The organism is Aestuariimicrobium ganziense (assembly GCF_015352975.1).
GTDB lineage: Bacteria > Actinomycetota > Actinomycetes > Propionibacteriales > Propionibacteriaceae > Aestuariimicrobium > Aestuariimicrobium ganziense.
Genome location: NZ_JACYIZ010000001.1, coordinates 673,364 through 690,365 on the forward strand (window position 1 = coordinate 673,364; position 17,002 = coordinate 690,365).

Genomic DNA, 17,002 nt, shown 5'->3' on the forward strand with positions numbered 1-17,002 from the left:
GTGCCCCGCGCGTAGGGTCGAGTGCATGACCATGCACTACACCCAACTCGGCCGCACCGGCCTCAAGGTTTCCCGACTCTGTCTGGGCACGATGAACTTCGGCCCGCGCACCACTCCCGACGACAGCTTCACGATCATGGATCGGGCCATCGACGAGGGCATCAACTTCTTCGACACGGCCAATGTCTACGGTGGCGCCGACCGCCGCGGCTGGACCGAGGAGATCGTCGGTGACTGGTTCGAGAAGTCGGGCCAGCGCGACAAGGTCGTCATCGCCACCAAGGTCTACGGCGACATGACCCCGTGGCCCAACCACGGCAAGGTCTCGGCCTACAGCATCCGCAAGAACGTCGAGGACTCGCTGCGCCGGCTCAAGACCGACCGTATCGACCTGTACCAGATGCACCACATCGACCGGCTCACCCCCTGGGAGGAGCTGTGGCAGGCGATGGACACGCTGGTCGCCCAGGGCAAGGTGCTCTACGTCGGCTCGTCCAACTTCGCCGGCTGGAACATCGCCGCTGCCTGCGAGGCGGCCAAGGCCCGCCACACCCTGGGTCTGGTCAGCGAGCAGTCGCTGTACCACCTGGGTGCTCGCACCCTCGAGCTCGAGGTGCTGCCCGCCTGCCGTCACTACGGGCTGGGCGTGATCCCCTGGTCGCCGCTGGGTGGTGGCCTGCTCGGTGGCGTGCTCAAGAAGGCCCAGGAAGGTCGCCGTGCCGACGAGGGCATGCAGAAGCAGATCGAACAGAAGCGCCCCCAGCTGCAGAAGTGGGAGAAGTTCTGCGCCGACCGTGGCGAAGACCCCGGCGACGTGGCGCTGGCCTGGCTGCTGCACCAAGAGGGCGTGACCGGCCCGATCATCGGCCCGCGCACCATGGAGCAGCTCGAGGGCGGCCTGCGGGCGCTGTCGATCAAGCTCAACAAGACCGCGCTCGACGAGCTGGACGAGATCTGGCCCGGCCCGGGTGGACAGGCCCCGGAGGCCTACGCCTGGTGAGCTGAGCGGGACGAGGTCGTGGTCCAGAGTCGGCCTCGTCCCTCGGCCTGATCAACCAACGAACGCGAACAGCAGGTGCCCCCGGGAGGGAGCACCCGCTGTTCCACGTTGTCGAGCAGCTCAGTGGTCGGTGACCTGGTCGACCTCGTCGGCCGGGACGTGCCCCATCGGGTGGGGATCCTCCTCGGGCTTGGTGCGCGAGGACTTGATCAGGCTGGCGACGGTGGTGAGCACCAGGGTGCCCACGATGACCGCGAGCGAAACCTCGATCGAGACCTCGAGGCTGCGGCCGAACCACTCCTGGTCGAGGTGGTAGTGGTGCATGGCGTGCAGCACCAGCTTCACGCCGATGAAGGCCAGGATGACCGACAGGCCCAACGACAGGTAGACCAGCTTGCGCAGCGCGCCACCCAGCAGGAAGTAGAGCTGGCGAAGGCCCATCAGTGCGAACACGTTGGCGGTGAACACCAGGAACGGCTCGCTGGTCAGGCCGTAGATCGCCGGGATCGAGTCGAGCGCGAACAGGATGTCGGTCGAGCCGAGCGCCACGATCACCATGAACATCGGGGTGATCAGGCGGCGTCCGCCCTCGGTGATGGTCATCCGGGTGCCGTGCCAGTCACCGGTCGAAGGGAGCCGACGGCGCACGAACCGGATGAAGAAGTTGTCGGTCGCCTCGTCCTCGTGGTCTTTCTGCAGGTAGTCCCGCAGCAGGTCGATCGCGGTGTAGATCAGGAAGGCGCCGAAGATGAAGAACACCCACGCGGCAGCCGCGATCATCGCAGCGCCCATGGCGATGAAGACGCCTCTGAAGACCAGGGCGAGAATGATGCCGACCAGCAGGGCGAACTGCTGCAGGTGCCTGGGCACCCTCATCTTCTCCATGATGATCAGGAAGATGAACAGGTTGTCGATCGAGAGGCTGTACTCGGTCAACCAGCCGGCGAAGAACTGTTTGCCGTACTTGGCTCCGGAGAAGTAGGTCACCCCGATGCCGAAGAGGATGGCCATCAGCACGAAGATCGTGACGGCGATGCCGCACTCCTTCATCGAGGGCACGTGGGGGCGGCGGCCGATCACGAACACGTCGACGGCAAGAATGCCGATCAGCACGACGACAGTGATCAACCAGACATAGGCATGGATGTCCATCCAGCACCTTTCGAGGTCTACGTCAGCCGGAGGTCTCTTCCACCCACGCTGAGCACGGGTCCGCAGGGCCGGGCACTCATGGGAGTGACCGTGATGTCGACCTCAGCAGCATTGGGGAGTACTCCCCTCCGCCGGACATCTTCTCACGCAGGCCACGCCAGCGCGAACCGTGCTGACAGCTGTTTCATCGGTTCGCCTCGATCATCTGGCGCAGTTCCTGCTTGAGGTCGGAGATCTCGTCGCGCAGTCGCGCGGCCAACTCGAACTGCAGATCCTTGGCGGCCTGGTGCATCTGGTCAGTCAACTCGGTGACCAGGTCGGCCAGCTCGCTGGCGGCCATCGACGAGGTGTCCAGCGAGCGTCGCTCGCCCACGTCGGGCACCGGCGAGCCGCGTCGACCCCTGGGATTCGCCTTGGCCACGAGGGCGTCAGTGTCGGCGTCCTCACGGGCCAGCATCTCGGTGATGTCGGCGATCCTCTTGCGCAGAGGCTGGGGGTCGATGCCGTGCTCGGTGTTGTAGGCCACCTGGATGGCACGACGTCGGTTGGTCTCGTCGATGGCCGCTGCCATCGACGGCGTCACCTTGTCGGCGTACATGTGCACCTGTCCGGCGACGTTGCGGGCGGCTCGTCCGATCGTCTGGATCAGCGAACGGTCCGAGCGCAGGAAGCCCTCCTTGTCAGCGTCCAGGATCGCCACCAGCGAGACCTCGGGAAGGTCGAGTCCCTCGCGCAGCAGGTTGATGCCGACCAGCACGTCGTACTCACCCATCCGCAACTCGCGCAGCAACTCCACCCGGCGCAGGGTGTCGACCTCGGAGTGCAGGTAACGGGTGCGCACCCCGTGCTCCATCAGGTAGTCGGTGAGGTCTTCGGCCATCTTCTTGGTCAGCGTGGTGACCAGCACGCGCTCGTGACGCTCCACACGTGCGCGCACCTCACCCATCAGGTCGTCGATCTGGCCCTTGGTCGGCTTCACCACCACCTCGGGGTCGACCAGTCCGGTCGGACGAATGATCTGCTGCACCACGCCGTCACTGCGGGCCATCTCGTAGTTGCCGGGCGTGGCGGACAGATACACCGTCTGCCCGATCCGGTCGACGAACTCCTCGAACTTCAGGGGCCGGTTGTCCATCGCGCTGGGCAACCGGAACCCGTGCTCGACCAAGGTGCGCTTGCGTGACATGTCGCCCTCGAACATGCCGCCGATCTGCGGAACGGTGACGTGCGACTCGTCCACCACCAGCAGGAAGTCCTCGGGAAAGTAGTCGAGCAGGCAGTTCGGGGCGCTGCCCGGGCCTCGTCCATCGAGGTGGCGCGAGTAGTTCTCGATGCCCGAGCAGGTGCCGATCTGGCGCATCATCTCGATGTCGTAACCGGTACGCATCCGCAACCGCTGCGCCTCGAGCAGCTTGTTGGACGCCTCCAACTCGGCCAGCCGCACCTCGAGTTCGGCCTCGATCCCACTGATCGCCGCCTCCATCCGCTCGGCACCGGCGGTGTAGTGGGTGGCGGGGAAGATCGCCAACTCGTCGTCGGTCGAGACCACCTCACCGGTCAACGGGTTCAGCGTCGACAGGCCCTCGATCTCGTCACCGAAGAACTCGACCCGCCAAGCCATCTCCTCCCACATCGGGAAGACCTCGAGGGTGTCACCCCGCACCCGGAAGGTGCCGCGGGTGCCGGCCAGGTCGTTGCGGGCGTACTGGATGTCGACCAAGCGCCGCAGCAATTGGTCACGGTCGAGTTCCTGACCAACTTGCAGGACGATCCTCCGGTTGAAGTACTCCTCGGGCGTGCCCAGACCGTAGATCGCTGAGACTGTCGCGACCACGATCACGTCGCGCCGGGTGAACAACGAGTGGGTGGCCTGGTGGCGCAGCCGCTCGACCTCCTCGTTGAGCGAGGAGTCCTTCTCGATGTAGGTGTCGGTCTGCGGAACGTAGGCCTCGGGTTGGTAGTAGTCGTAGTACGAGACGAAGTACTCGACGGCGTTGTCGGGGAAGAACTGGCGCAGCTCGTTGGCGAACTGGGCGGCCAGCGTCTTGTTGGGCTGCATGACCAGCATCGGACGCTGCACCCGCTCGGCCAGCCACGCCACCGTGGCGGTCTTGCCGGTGCCGGTCGCACCCAGCAGCACCATGTGCTCCTCGCCCGCGCGGACCCGTTGTTCGAGGTCGTCGATGGCCTTCGGCTGATCGCCGGAGGGCTCGAAGTCGGCGTGCACCTTGAACGGTGCGACGCGGCGCTGCAGGTCTGCCAGAGGACGCATGCGCCAACCCTAGATCACCCCACTGACAGTTCCATGTGCCACGGAGGACGACCCCCTCCCCGCCGGGGGGACGACCCCGGACCGGCGCCGCCGTCCGGCCTCGTGAGGGCGGTCTCAGCACGATGAGAGAGGTCTCATCGTCATCTCACCGGCCTCCTCATCCCCGGTTGGCACAGTCAGTGATGTCGAAAGAACGCCAACCACGAAAGGCTCGATCATGAACCTCCGCACCTCGACCGCCGCCTGGGCCATCTCCGGCGCCCTCGGTGTCGCACTGCTCGGTGGCACGGTGGCGGCGTTGGCTGAATCCCCCGCCCCGAACCAGCCCGGCCAGACCGCCCCCGTGCAGGTCACCGAGGCTGCCCTGTCCGCCGCCAGCCCGGCCTCGCCCAGCACCTCGACCACCTCACCGGTGAAGGTCGTCTCGGCCAACAGCCCGGCCTCGCCCTCGAGCACCAAGACCTCGGTCGCCCCCTCGGCGAACTCCCCACAGGCCCCCACCGCCACGAAGACCACCAAGAAGCCGGGCGTCACGCAGGTCAACTCCCCCCAGAGCGCGCCCGCGCCGATCAGCCCCACGTCTCCGATCAGCCCCCCGTCTCCGATCAGCCCCCCGTCTCCGATCAGCCCCCCGTCTCCGATCAGCCCCCCGTCTCCGATCAGCCCCCCGTCTCCGATCAGCCCCAAGTCTCCGATCAGCCCCAAGTCGCCGGTGAGCCCGGCCTCGCCGTACAGCCCGCCCTCGCCGGTGAGCGCTGACTCCCCCGACAGCGCCAACTCGGCCCCCTCGGCCGACTCCGGCGACTGACCACCGATCTGATCGCCCCCTCTGACCGCTTCGGCGCCGTCCCTCCCCCCGAGGACGGCGCCGAAGCCATGTCCAAAACCCCTTGCGGCACCCGAACTCAGGCAGGATGGAAGCCATGGAGACGCTCGAGGGTGAGTACCAACTGCTGAACTCTGACTCGATGACCGACCTGCTGCAGTACGCGCTCACCGGCGACCCGGACGCCCGGCTGACCGACTTCCGCTGCGAGGTCGACGCGGTGCACCACCGCCCGGGAGCCGAGGTCAGCGTCGGCTACGTCATCAGCTACACCGTGGGCGACCAGCCCGTCGAGGAGTACCTGGTCGCCACCACCGCAGACGTCACCGGACAGGTCGCCGAACTCAGCCAGGGTGATCTCACCCTGCGCGTGTGGCGCCACCCCGACGATCCCCGGCTGCCCGGCCTGGCCGATGCCTGCCAGCCCGAGACGGTGGCCGCCTGGCTGACCGAGATCACCGGCAGCGACGCCCCGTCCAGCCTCGAGGTGCTCGCCTACCGTCCCCTGCGGCGGGCCGTGCTGCGGGCCGTCCAGGGCGACCGGGTCTTCTACCTCAAGGTGCTCCCCCGCAAGCGTGCCGATGCGCTGGCCACCAGGCACACCGTGCTGGGTGGCTCGGGCCTGGCACCGGAACTGCTGGGTCGTCCGGGCGAGAACGTGCTGATCATCCCAGCGGCCCGTGGACGCTCCTACGCGCAGGCGCTGGTCGCCGCCGCCAGCGAGGGTCTCGGGGTGGTGCCGACCCCGGCTCAGTTGGTCGACCTGCTCGACCGCCTGCCTGCCGAGGCGATGTCCTGGCCGCGGCGCGACGCCTGGTCTGATCGGCTCGACTTCCACACCCATGCCGCAGCCACCGCCCTACCCGAACGAGCCGACGAGGTGCACGCGCTGGCCCGCGACCTGCAGCCGTTGCTGGATGCCGCCCCGGTCGGACCAGTGGTGCCCACCCACGGCGACTTCTACGAGGCCAACCTCTACTGCGACCCCGACGGCACCCCCAGCCACCTGATCGACCTGGACTCGGTGGGTCCCGGTCGCCGCGAGGACGATCTGGCGTGCCTGCTCGGGCACCTGGCGGTGCTGCCCAGCCTCGCCCCCGAGTCGTACCCGATGGTGCCCGAGCACCTGGCGGCTGCGACCCAGGACTTCGAGTCGAGGGTCGACCCGGTCGCCCTGCGGGCGCGGGTGGCTGCGGTGATCCTCAGCCTGGTGCCGTCCGGGTCACCCGAGGTGCGCTCGACCTGGTTGGCCGAGGCCCAGGGCTGGGCCCGATCGGCGGTGACCCCGTGAATCCCGGACCGCGCCTCGACGCCAGGCACCTGCCGCCCCTGCCCGCCAGTCGCGACGAGATGGTCGACGCCCTGGCCGCCCACCTCTACGGACGCGTCCCCCAGGTGACCAGGGAGGTGACGCTGGTCACGTCGGAGCCGCAGCAGCGTGCCTACGCCGGCAAGGCCACCCACCACCAGCTCAGGCTGTCACTCCCGACGCCAACCACCCCCTTCACGCTGCCGGTGACCCTGACGGTGCCCGACCAACCGGCCGGCCCGGCCGTGCTGCTGGTGAACTTCGGCGCCCTGCCCCATGACTACTGCCCGATCGAGGAACTCGTCGATGCCGGGCTGACCGTGTGCGTGGTCGACTACCAGGCCGTGACCAGCGATGACGACGACTTCAGCGATGGCTTGGCCGGACACTTTCCCCACGCCCGCTCGTCCATGGGCAAGATCGCGCTGTGGGCGTGGGCGGCCAGTCGGGTGCTCGACCACCTCTCCAGGCGGGACGACCTCGACCCCGCACAGGTCTGGGTGGCCGGGCACTCCCGGCTCGGCAAGACCGCACTCTGGGCCGCCGCGCAGGACGAACGTTTCGCTGGCGCCATCTCGAACGACTCCGGATGCAGCGGCGCCGCGCTGACCCGCGGCAACACCGGCGAACAGGTCAGCGACATCACCGGACGGTTCGGCCACTGGTTCCTCCCCGGCTACGCAGACCGCGCGAACGATCCGTCCACGTTGCCGCTCGACCAGCACTGGCTGCTGGCTGCGATCGCTCCGCGCAGACTGTGCGTCGGCAGCGCGATCGAGGACGACTGGGCAGACCCGCTCAGTGAATACCTCGCCTGCGTCGCCGCCTCACCGGCTTGGGAGCGCCACGGGGCGGTCGGGCTGGGCGACACCTCGTCCTCGACACCCACTCTGGGCAACATCGGCGGCGGCCGTGTGCAGTACCACCTGCGCCCTGGCACGCACTTCCTCAGCCGCCAGGACTGGATGACATACCTGGCGGCCGTGCTCAGCTGAGGTCAGCTGCGCAACTGGCTCTCGAGCCCGGACTCGACCAGCGCGTTGTAGTCCTTGCTGACCTGCTCGTCGATCTGGTTGGGGTTGGTGACCAGGGTGACCATCAGCGCGAGGTTGTCATCGGTGCGCACCGAGATCATCACGTTGTAGAACACCGCCTGCGTGCCGTTGGTGCCGGTCGTGACGCCCTGAATCGCTCCTGTGGCCACCGACAACGACGGATCGATGTCGTGCTCCTTGATCGTGCCCTTCTTGGGTGAGGTGAGCTTCGACTCGACCCGGTCGAGGGTTGCCTGCACCTCGGCCTTGCCGGTGCCCTTGTCGGACTTGAAGGTCTGCAGCAGCGCTGCGTGGCCGTCGGAGCTGACGACGATCGCGGTGTTGGCGTCGGGGCGGTCCTCGACCTTCCAGCCGGCCGGCAGTTCGACGGTGATGCCGCTGCCCAGCGTCACGCTGTCACCGCTGGTGGGTGGTTGGGTCGGCGACGGACTGTCGGTCGGAGCACCCGGCGTCGGCTCAGTCGAGGGCCCGGTCGGGGTCGGCGCCGTGGGCGTCGGCACGGTGATCGGCGGGTTCTGGGTGTCGACCGGATCCTTCTTGGTGGCGAACATGATGCCGACCGCGGCCAGCGCCACCACGACCAGACCGACCAGCACGTAGGTGATCAGCTTGCTGGACGAGCGCGCCGGTGGTGCGGCATGGCCCGGACCCGACTGTCCCCAACCGGGCTGGCCCTGCCCACCTTGGGGCGGACGCTGGCCGTACTGGGGCTGCTGGCCGTACTGCTGCCCCTGGGCCTGCTGGGGGTACTGGCCCGGTTGGCCGGGCTGACCGTACTGGCCGGGCTGCTGGGCGCCGTACTGCTGCCCCCCGTACTGCTGCTGGGGTGCTTGCCCGTACTGGGGCTGCTGGCCGTACTGCGGCTGCTGGCCGTACTGGGGCTGCTGGCCGTACTGCGGCTGCTGGCCGTACTGGGGCTGCTGCCCGTGCGGGCCGGGCTGGTTCGGCTGACCGGGCTGGTTCGGGTACTGCGACATCAGCGGGCCTCCTCGTCGTCCAGTCGCGCCTGCTCGGCCAAGTCCTCAGGGTCTCGTTGCACCGGTTCGGGATGGTCGAAACCGGTTGCGGTGAGCGGCTGGTCGGCGAGGGCCTCGGCCGAGGTCGCCTGGGCTGCCGGGGCGACCGCCACCGCCGTCGCGGCTCCCGCACCGGCAGGCCGCAACGGAGCGTCGCCCGCCCGGTGGTGCAGCGAGTGGCCGCGGGTGGTGCGCACGGCAGTGCCACAGGCGGAGCAGAACTCCGACTCAGCGAGCAGCGGCATCTCACAGTTGCCGCAGTGGTCGAGTTCGGCCTCCTCGCCGACACCGTGCTCGGTGTGGTGACGGGCGGCGTTCTCGAGGGCCGCTTCCATCAGGCCGGTCTGCAGCACGCCGCGCACGCGGATCACCAGCACGGCGAGCAGCGCGAGGCCCCACAGCACCGACAGCAGGATGCCGACCCACGGCGCCCCGATGAAGCCCAGCAGGTAGGTGCCGCCGAAGAACAGCACGTTCCAGCCGATGGCCTCGACCACGGCCAGGGCGTAGCGGGGGGTGAAGCCGTCGTAGCCTCGTCCCAGACCGGAGAACTCGGCACAGGCCAGACCGGTGGCCGTACCCACGACCAACGGCTTGATGAAGCCCTCGAGCACCAGCAGGGCCACCCAGGTCGAGGCCCCCTGCCCCGGGTCGGAGAAGCCTTCACCGAACAGTGACCAGTTCTTGACCAGGGTGTCGGCGGTCGAGAACGCCACGCCGGAGATGATGCCGAAGGTGAGACCGTCCATCAGGTCGTCAAACTCCGGTCGCGAGGCCAGCATCAACGGGCCGACCTGGCGGATCAGCTCACCGACGATGGGCACCAGCAGCACGGCGATGAGGGTGCCGGTGAGGCTGGGAGACAGTCCGCCACCGAGTTCGATCGCGCTGGTCAGCGGTCCCCGCAGGCCCACCCAAGCCGCCGTGAAGGCGACCGTCAGCACGAACGTGAGCACGAAGGCCAGGCCGGTGACCGGCACCGGGGCGTCCTCCCACAGGTTCACGTCGTAGAGGTAGACGATGTAGACGATCGGGATGGCGAAAGCAGCGATCATCAGTGCCACCGGCACCGCCCCCAGCAGTGCGGACACCACGGTGGCGGCCAGCGCGATCGCCAGGGCGATCTGGTAGGTGCGGGGACGCTCGGCGGCTCCCTTGGGCATGATCGTCGAGACCAGTCGCAGCGAGCGCACCTGCTCGTCCGGCTTGATCGCGTACGAGCGTCGGTTGACCGTGTCGGACGAGGTCTGGTCCTGCCCACAGGCGTGGCAGAAGTGACTCGCCTCGGGCAGCGCGGTGTCGCAACGAGGGCAGTCCACGGGGCGCTCCTTCAGTTCGTGGCAGCTGTCAGGGCCCGTCCATTGTCGCGCAGGGCTGGGTCAGCCCGCAGCAGGCGAGCTGGACTGGACGGCCACGCGACGCCACAGCAGCCGCCAGACCTGGTCGACCACCGCGGCCAGCTCACCGCGGGTGCCGGAGTTGTCGATGACGAGGCCAGCAGCCCGCAACCGTTGCCCACGGGTGGTCTGGCTGGCCAGGCGTGCGCTCACCTCGTCGTCACTGAAGCCGTTGCGTTGGCGCAGGCGGTCGCTCTGCAGCCAGACCGGCAGGTCGACCACCGCGACCAGATCGAACGAGTGCTGCTGCTGGGTCTCGACCAGCAGCGGGATCATCTGCACGACCACCTCGGCCTCGGACTCGCGCTCGAGTTCGGCGGCGCGAGCACGCACCCTGGGGTGGATGATCGCCTCGAGGTCGGCCCGGGCGGCGGGGTCGGGGAAGACCAACGCCCCGAGCGCTGGGCGATCGAGGGTGCCGTCGGCGCTGATGACCGAGGGGCCGAAGCGCTCGGCGACGGCCTGCAGTCCGTCAGTGCCGGCGGCCACCACCTCGCGGGCCAGCAGGTCGGAGTCGATCACCTGGGCACCGTGGGCGCTGAGCAGGTTGGCGACGGTCGACTTGCCCGAGGCGATCCCCCCGGTCAGGCCCACGCGCAGTCGTCCCATGGGCGCATTCTGCCCGATCACGATCGACGTCGATCGCCAGCCCGGTCAGCGCGGCTGCAGCACCGGGCCGGCGTCGGAGGCGAACACCCTGACCGGGAACCCGTCGGCATTGATCGCCTCGTAGTCGTAGCCAGCCGTGGTGGGCCAGACGGCGAACACCTTCAACGGCTCCGAACCGGTGTTGACCAGCCGGTGTGCCTCGTGGCCGAGGATGTGGTGGATGCTGCCCGGGCGCACCTGCTCGGTGCGGGCGTCGCCGTCTCGCGTCATCAGCAACAGCAGCCCCTCGCCGGCCACACCGACGTAGATCTCGGCGGCATTCGGGTCCTGGTGGTAATGCCCGCGGGTCATCACGTACTCGCCGTTCACGGTTCCCGGCTGCAGGGTGGTCATGCCCACGAACAGGTTGCCGACCTGGGCGGTTTCACCGCGCTGCCACACGTCGACCGCGTACAGCGGCATCGCCGGGTCGACGCCTTGGGCGTCGAGGTAGGACGAGCTGAGCTCGCCGAGGGTCTTGCCGCTGCGCTGCACCGGTTCACCGGTCACCAGCAGGGCGGGCAACGTCAGCTCGACCGGGGTCGGCACCGGGGTGGTGGCAGTGCCTGTGGCGCTGGTGGGGGTCATGGGGTGTAGTCCTTCCACAGGTCGGCAGCCACGTCGGGGCGGCGGATGAAGTCGAAGTCGCGCGGCCGCTGTTGCCACTGGCGGTAGATCGGGCCGTCCTCGATCCCGAACTCGCGGTGGTCGTCAGGGCTCTTCTCGACCAGGGTGCTCGTCCGGTAGTGGAGATTGGGCACCCAGCACACCTGGTCGTCCTCGACGACCGGGTACCAGGCCAGTCCCTGCCGTGCACGCACCTCGGTGTAGTCGAAGCCGTAGTCACGCACGCACCAAGCGCCGAAGGCCATGGTCTGGTGAGGAGTCGCGTTGACTGTGAGGTGGGCCCAGCCCGGGGGGACGAGGACAGTCTCGCCCGCCCCTGCTCGCACCGCGAAGCATCGTCCGGGGTCATCGCCGGAGAACTCCTGCATGTAGACGATGCCCTCACCGGCCCAGAACTCGTAGAGCTCGCCGGTGGAACTGCCACACGAGGCAGAGATCGCGTGCACATGACCCTGCGAGCGCACCGGCTCGTTGCCGACCAGGCCCGAGGAGTAGGCACAGATGCCGAACAACAGGTTCTGCTCGACCAGTGCTGTGTGGTCGTCGCGCTCACAGACGTCCATGGCGATGCTGTACAGCACCTCCGGCCCGTGCGCGGAAGGATCGCGCAGGCTGGCGCGGATGTCGTCGAGCCGGCGTCGTTCGAGCGGCGGGTGGACGAGCCCCTCGCCGAACTCGAAACCCAACGGCTCGTCGACCAGGCCGAGGTCGAGCCCGGAGGCCTCAAGCTTCACCGCAACCTCCTCATGGTCAGCCGAACACCGCCCCGTCGCGCAGGTCGGCGTCGAGCGCGGCGTCGTGGATGATGCCAGTCAACCGCTGGTGGTGGGCCACGTCACGCCAGGCCCCCCGGAACTGCGGACCGGCGAAGTTGCTGGTCGCGATGCCGGCCCAGCGTCCGGTGGCGGCCGCGCGTTCGACGGCCCGTGCGTTGAGGTCGTTGACCCAGTCCCAGTCCAGACCCGGCCAGTCCTTGTAGTCGACGATCGCCCAGCACTCGGTGGTCACCAGCGGCTTGCCGGTGTCGCGCGACCACTGCGCCAGCTTCTCGATCCCGGCCCACAACTGGTTGTCGTAGTGCTCCTGCTTGTCGAGGTACTCGCGCTTGGCGTTGGCCACCACGTTGTCGTAGCCGATCGGGTCGAAGGGTTCGAAGTGGTAGCCAACCTTGTCGTAGAACCCGCTCGAGTTGGCCATCCACAGGTGGGGTTCGAGGAAGTCGAGCGAACTGACGTGCTCCTCGGCCAGGTCGTCGTACTGGTTGCACACCGAGAAGGTCACCGGCAGGTCGGGGTACTCGGCCTTGACGATGCCGATGGAGTCAGCCGTCCACTGCCGGTTGCGCTCGGACGAGCGCTTCATCTCGGGCTCGTCCGTGCTGCCGTACAGGAACGGGGCCCAGCGGTGCAGCGGCCACTCGTTGCACAGGTCGAGGTAGATGACGTGGTCCATCACGCCCGCCATGTCGAGTTGCCGCAGCGTGTCGAGCCAGATCCGGCCGAGGTCGTCGGGGTTGCTGATCCGCAGTCGGGTGTCGTCGCGGTCCTGCCGGAACCAGGTCGACAGCCCGGTCCGGATCCCGTGTTCGCCTGCGGTGCGGATGAAGTCCGGCAGGGCTGGCATCACCTGCACGTCGATCGGTGACTGAGCACCCCAGGTGTTCTGGGTCCATTCGGGTGGCAGGTGCCACACCTTCTCGGGGTGGTCGTGCGGGTCATCGTCGGGCTCCTTCGAGGTTGTGGAGGTTGGGGGTTCCGACTTGGGCGCCCAGACGGCGCGGTGATGCGACCGAAACACTGTGGTATCGTTACCAGACGATACCATCGCGCTGATTCCTGCACCACCAGTAGCTGCGTGAATGTGACGGATGTCACATATCTGGACCACTCAGGAGGGAGACCGGGTGTGAAGCAGTCCCCCACGCTGGTCGACGTGGCCAAGCACGCCGGTGTCAGCCCGATGACCGTCTCGCGGGTGCTCGCAGGCAGCGCGCACGTCCGTCCCGAACTGCAGGAGAAGGTGCACGCCAGCGTCGCGGCACTGGGCTACCGGCGAAACGAGAACGCCCGCCACCTTCGCCAGGGCAAGGGCAGCGGCCTGATCGGTGTGGCGATCACCAACATCGACAACCCCTACTACGCCGAACTCGTGCTGGGCATCGAGGACGTCGCCCGCCAGTCCGGCCGACGCCTGCTGCTGGGCACCACCCAGGAGGACTCGGAGCGCGAGTCGCGACTGATCGACGACTTCATCGGACGCCAGGTCGAAGGGCTGATCGTGGTTCCCTCCGGCGGCCGCGGCCACCTGCGGCGCGCCCGCCCCGAGCAGACACCACTGGTCTTCGCCTCGCGTACCGTCGCCGGTATCCCGGCCGATGCCGTGCTGGTGGACGACGTGAACGGCGCCTACGACGGAGCCACCGCCCTGCTCACCCGTGGCCATCGGCGGGTGGCCTTCCTGGGCAACTCCGAGAGCGTGTCGACCAGCCGTCGCCGACTGGAGGGCTTCCTGCTCGCCCACGAGGACGCCGGCGTCGAACCCGAGCAGCAGTTGATCAGACTCGGCGGACAGACCGCCGACCAGGCCCAGCAGATCGCCGAGCAACTGCTGGCCCTGCCTGAGCCGCCGGACGCCTTCTTCGCCACCAACAACCGCAACAGCCTCGGCGTGCTCAACGCACTGGGCGCCCTCTATGCCGCCGGACGACTGGACGGCCCTCCGGGGCTGGCGTTCTTCGACCACTTCGAGTTGTCGGACTTCGTGCCGTGGCCGATGGTGCTGGTCGTCCACGATGCTCGCGAGGTGGGCCGACTCAGTGCCCAGTTGCTGCTCGACCACCTGGCTGCTGACGCCGCCACCTGGCTGCCCCGCAGCGTGCAGGTGCCGACGACGCTGCTGCACCTGCCCGGGCATGGGCTGGCTTGATCGGTCTGCTAACGTTACCAACGTGTCTGGGGCAGGCTCTGTGGCCATCGACTTCGGTGGCTCCGCGGTGCGGGTCTCGCTGCGCCATGAGGTTGGTGACCAGCTCGTCGGCACGATCCCGGCGAACGTCTTCTCAGACCCTGACGGCGCACCCTCGGCCACCGATGTGCTCGCCGGAACCGGTGAGCTCCTCGAGGCTGCCGCTGCGCTCGGCCCCGTCGAGTGCGCTGCTGTCGCCCTGCCCGGCACCGTCGACCCGGCCAGCGGCGGGATCCTGGGCATCAACGGCAAGTACGACCGACTGCTCGGACGCGACGTGGTGGGCTGGGTGGCCGACCGGCTGGGGTTGCCTCGCGAGCGCGTCGCCCTGGAGAACGACGCCCGAGCCGCCCTGGTGGGCGAGCTCCACGAAGGCGCCGCCCAGGGATTCGGCGACGCCGTCCTGGTGATCCTGGGCACCGGTGTCGGTACCGCCGTCGCACAGGGTGGCGTTCTGCTCACCGGTCGGTTCGGTCATGCCGGCGTGCTCGGTGGCCACCTGGTGGTCGACGTTGAGGGACCCCGCTGCACCTGCGGCGGACGAGGCTGCGCCGAGGCCATCCTCGGCAGCTGGGCCCTGCCCGGCACCTGGCAACGCGTCGCCCGCACGCAGGCACCGCCCGGACTCGGCTATCGGGAGTTGCTCGACCTGGCCACCGGCGGCGACCCGGCCGCCCGCGCCGTCTGGGAGCACCTGCAGAGCACGCTCGGCGCGCTGCTGGTCACCCTGTGTCACGCCCACGATCCCGAAGTGGTCGTCCTCTCCGGGGGTCCACTGCACCACTCCGCGTTCGATCTGCCGACGCTCACCGAGCACCTGCACGGCGCGCTCTTCCCCTCGTCCCACCGACCCGAACTGCGCATCGCCACCGACCCCGGGCTGTCGGTGGTCAAGGGCCTGCACCACTTGGCCCGCGAACGACAGGAGCTGTGATGCCTGAGACCACCCCCGCCCCCGGACGCTACGACCTCCGCCCTGAGGTCCGGGTGCCCGACGCCCGCGGATGGCAGGGCGACCAGGTCTGGCCGCACCTGCTGGCGTCCGCACGCGAACGCGACCACGATCGTCCGGTGGTGGTCATCGACGCCTACCCCGGAGTCGAGGTCGTCGCCCTGATCAAGTCGATCGCGAGCCACCTGCCCGAGGCCGAGGTGCTCGACCTGGAACGCTGGGCGCGCCCCGAGGACGAGCGCACCGCGATGCTGACCGACGACCTCACCGACGACCGGGTGTTCGGATGGCTGAGACCCCGAGCGGTCGACGACTTCTACCGCGAGGGCGCCTTCGACGAGGTGGCCACTGTCGTGGATCAGGCCGATCGGCCCTTGGTGGTCGTCGGCTGGGGCGCCGCCCGGGTCGCCCCCGACCGGGCGGTCGTCGTCCTGGCCGACATGCCCCGCTGGGAGATCCAGACCCGTCAGCGGGCCGGTCAGCCGAGCTGGCGGTGCAGCAACGACGACGAGGACACCCTGCGCAAGTACAAGCGTGGCTTCTTCATCGAGTGGCGCACAGCCGACGCCCACAAGCGTCCCCTGCTGCACACCGTCGACTTCGTGCTCGACACCGTCACCGAGCCGGCCCTGGTGAGCGGCGACGACTACCGCCGCGGTCTTGAACTGACCACCCGGCGTCCGTTCCGAGTCGTCCCCTTCTTCGACCCCGGGGTGTGGGGCGGGCAGTGGATGCGCGAACGCTTCGGGCTGGACGAGTCAGCGCCCAACTACGCCTGGTGCTTCGACTGCGTGCCCGAGGAGAACTCCCTGCTGCTGCGCTGTGGCGACGTGGTGGTCGAGACCCCCTCGATCAACCTGGTGTTGCACCACCCGGTTCCCCTGCTGGGAGCACGCACCCACGCCCGGTTCGGCGCCGAGTTCCCGATCCGCTTCGACCTGCTCGACACCATGGGTGGGGGCAACCTGTCACTGCAGGTGCATCCGCTCACCGACTACATCCAGCGCACCTTCGGCATGCACTACACCCAGGACGAGAGCTACTACCTGCTCGACGCTGACCCCGGAGCGGTCGTCCACCTCGGGCTGCGGACCGGCGTCGACCCCGCACAGATGGCCGAGGAGCTTCGTCGAGCCTCACGGGGCGAGCAGGACTTCGACGCCGAACGATTCGTGAACTCCTTCCCCGCTGCCAAGCACGACCACTTCCCGATCCCGGCCGGCACGGTGCACTGTTCGGGGGCGAACTCGATGGTGCTGGAGATCTCGGCGACCCCGTTCATCTTCACCTTCAAGATGTGGGACTGGGGTCGCCTCGGACTGGACGGCCTCCCCCGCCCGGTGCACCTGGACCACGCGCTGGCCAACATCCAGTGGGACCGACAGACCGAATGGACGACCACCAACCTGGTCGGACAGGTCGAACAGGTCGGCAGCGGCGACGGCTGGGTCGCCGAGCGCACCGGACTGCACGAGCTGGAGTTCATCGAGACCACCCGCCACTGGTTCACCTCGATCGTCGAGCACGACACCGCCGGCACGGTCAACGTGCTCAACCTGGTCGAGGGGGACGAGGCGGTGGTCGAGAGTCCGACGGGCGCCTTCGAGCCGTTCGTGGTGCACCACGCCGAGACCTTCATCGTCCCGGCGGCGCTCGGTCGCTACACGATTCGTCCCACCGAGGCGGCGGCCGGGCAGCGCTGCGGCACCATCAAGGCCCACGTGCGAGGGACGACCACCTGAACTGCATGCCCGCCCAACGCAAGCGACCGGGGGTCCCCAACC

The 17,002-nt window shown here is 68.6% G+C and carries 15 protein-coding genes; 6 read left to right on the top strand and 9 right to left on the bottom strand.

Going from position 1 to position 17,002, the window contains the following annotated elements; translation table 11 throughout:
* Nucleotides 1-25 precede the first annotated feature (25 nt).
* Nucleotides 26-1,000 carry an aldo/keto reductase gene (locus tag IE660_RS03340; protein WP_235996726.1) on the top strand — a complete coding sequence of 325 codons (975 nt, stop codon included), beginning with the start codon at nucleotides 26-28 and terminating at the stop codon, nucleotides 998-1,000.
* Nucleotides 1,001-1,120: 120 nt separating this feature from the next.
* On the opposite strand, the gene IE660_RS03345 is transcribed toward IE660_RS03340, so the two are convergent.
* The 3 genes from IE660_RS03345 to IE660_RS03355 all read right to left on the bottom strand — a co-directional run bounded on the left by IE660_RS03345 (nucleotide 1,121) and on the right by IE660_RS03355 (nucleotide 5,201).
* Nucleotides 1,121-2,152, bottom strand: a complete 1,032-nt coding sequence (locus IE660_RS03345; RefSeq protein ID WP_203566860.1) for a TerC family protein — start codon at nucleotides 2,150-2,152, stop codon at nucleotides 1,121-1,123.
* 184 nt (nucleotides 2,153-2,336) lie between these two features.
* Nucleotides 2,337-4,424, bottom strand: coding sequence for an excinuclease ABC subunit UvrB (uvrB, locus tag IE660_RS03350; RefSeq protein WP_203566861.1), 2,088 nt, complete (start codon nucleotides 4,422-4,424; stop codon nucleotides 2,337-2,339).
* A 114-nt stretch (nucleotides 4,425-4,538) separates the two neighbouring features.
* Nucleotides 4,539-5,201 carry a hypothetical protein gene (locus IE660_RS03355; protein WP_203566862.1) on the bottom strand — a complete coding sequence of 221 codons (663 nt, stop codon included), beginning with the start codon at nucleotides 5,199-5,201 and terminating at the stop codon, nucleotides 4,539-4,541.
* Nucleotides 5,202-5,347: 146 nt separating this feature from the next.
* Here IE660_RS03355 and IE660_RS03360 point away from each other — a divergent pair, with 146 nt between their 5' ends.
* Together IE660_RS03360 and IE660_RS03365 are read left to right on the top strand one after the other, a co-directional pair.
* A complete protein-coding gene (locus tag IE660_RS03360; protein ID WP_203566863.1) occupies nucleotides 5,348-6,541 on the top strand; it encodes a phosphotransferase in 1,194 nt (397 codons plus the stop codon).
* The gene (locus IE660_RS03365) at nucleotides 6,538-7,554 is read left to right on the top strand and encodes a glucuronyl esterase domain-containing protein (RefSeq protein ID WP_203566864.1); all 1,017 of its coding nucleotides are present in this window, start codon (nucleotides 6,538-6,540) and stop codon (nucleotides 7,552-7,554) included. Before IE660_RS03360 ends, IE660_RS03365 begins: the two co-directional genes overlap by 4 nt.
* 2 nt (nucleotides 7,555-7,556) lie before the next feature.
* On the opposite strand, the gene IE660_RS03370 is transcribed toward IE660_RS03365, so the two are convergent.
* Genes IE660_RS03370 through IE660_RS03395 form a run of 6 tightly spaced genes read right to left on the bottom strand, consistent with a single transcriptional unit; the run spans nucleotide 7,557 to nucleotide 13,099 of the window.
* Complete coding sequence (locus tag IE660_RS03370) at nucleotides 7,557-8,591, bottom strand: hypothetical protein (protein ID WP_203566865.1); 1,035 nt, start codon at nucleotides 8,589-8,591, stop codon at nucleotides 7,557-7,559.
* Nucleotides 8,591-9,949, bottom strand: a complete 1,359-nt coding sequence (locus tag IE660_RS03375; RefSeq protein ID WP_203566866.1) for a PrsW family glutamic-type intramembrane protease — start codon at nucleotides 9,947-9,949, stop codon at nucleotides 8,591-8,593. The genes IE660_RS03370 and IE660_RS03375 overlap by 1 nt, the downstream gene beginning before the upstream one ends.
* Nucleotides 9,950-10,009: 60 nt before the next feature.
* Nucleotides 10,010-10,636, bottom strand: a complete 627-nt coding sequence (coaE, locus tag IE660_RS03380; RefSeq protein WP_203566867.1) for a dephospho-CoA kinase — start codon at nucleotides 10,634-10,636, stop codon at nucleotides 10,010-10,012.
* Between the two features lie 45 nt (nucleotides 10,637-10,681).
* Nucleotides 10,682-11,263 (bottom strand): glucose-6-phosphate isomerase family protein, encoded by a 582-nt coding sequence (locus IE660_RS03385; RefSeq protein WP_203566868.1) that lies wholly within the window; start codon nucleotides 11,261-11,263, stop codon nucleotides 10,682-10,684.
* Entirely contained in the window at nucleotides 11,260-12,036 is a 777-nt protein-coding gene (locus tag IE660_RS03390) for a glucose-6-phosphate isomerase family protein (RefSeq protein WP_203566869.1), read from the bottom strand. Before IE660_RS03390 ends, IE660_RS03385 begins: the two co-directional genes overlap by 4 nt.
* 16 nt (nucleotides 12,037-12,052) lie before the next feature.
* Nucleotides 12,053-13,099, bottom strand: a complete 1,047-nt coding sequence (locus IE660_RS03395) for a cellulase-like family protein (RefSeq protein WP_203566870.1) — start codon at nucleotides 13,097-13,099, stop codon at nucleotides 12,053-12,055.
* A gap of 108 nt (nucleotides 13,100-13,207) precedes the next feature.
* Between IE660_RS03395 and IE660_RS03400 the strand changes: the two genes are divergently transcribed.
* From IE660_RS03400 to IE660_RS03410, 3 genes are read left to right on the top strand one after another with little or no spacing between them, the layout of a single operon-like run.
* A complete protein-coding gene (locus IE660_RS03400) occupies nucleotides 13,208-14,227 on the top strand; it encodes a LacI family DNA-binding transcriptional regulator (RefSeq protein WP_203566871.1) in 1,020 nt (339 codons plus the stop codon).
* A 40-nt stretch (nucleotides 14,228-14,267) separates the two neighbouring features.
* The gene (locus IE660_RS03405) at nucleotides 14,268-15,200 is read left to right on the top strand and encodes an ROK family protein (protein ID WP_203566872.1); all 933 of its coding nucleotides are present in this window, start codon (nucleotides 14,268-14,270) and stop codon (nucleotides 15,198-15,200) included.
* Nucleotides 15,200-16,960, top strand: a complete 1,761-nt coding sequence (locus tag IE660_RS03410; protein WP_203566873.1) for a class I mannose-6-phosphate isomerase — start codon at nucleotides 15,200-15,202, stop codon at nucleotides 16,958-16,960. Before IE660_RS03405 ends, IE660_RS03410 begins: the two co-directional genes overlap by 1 nt.
* Nucleotides 16,961-17,002 lie beyond the last annotated feature (42 nt).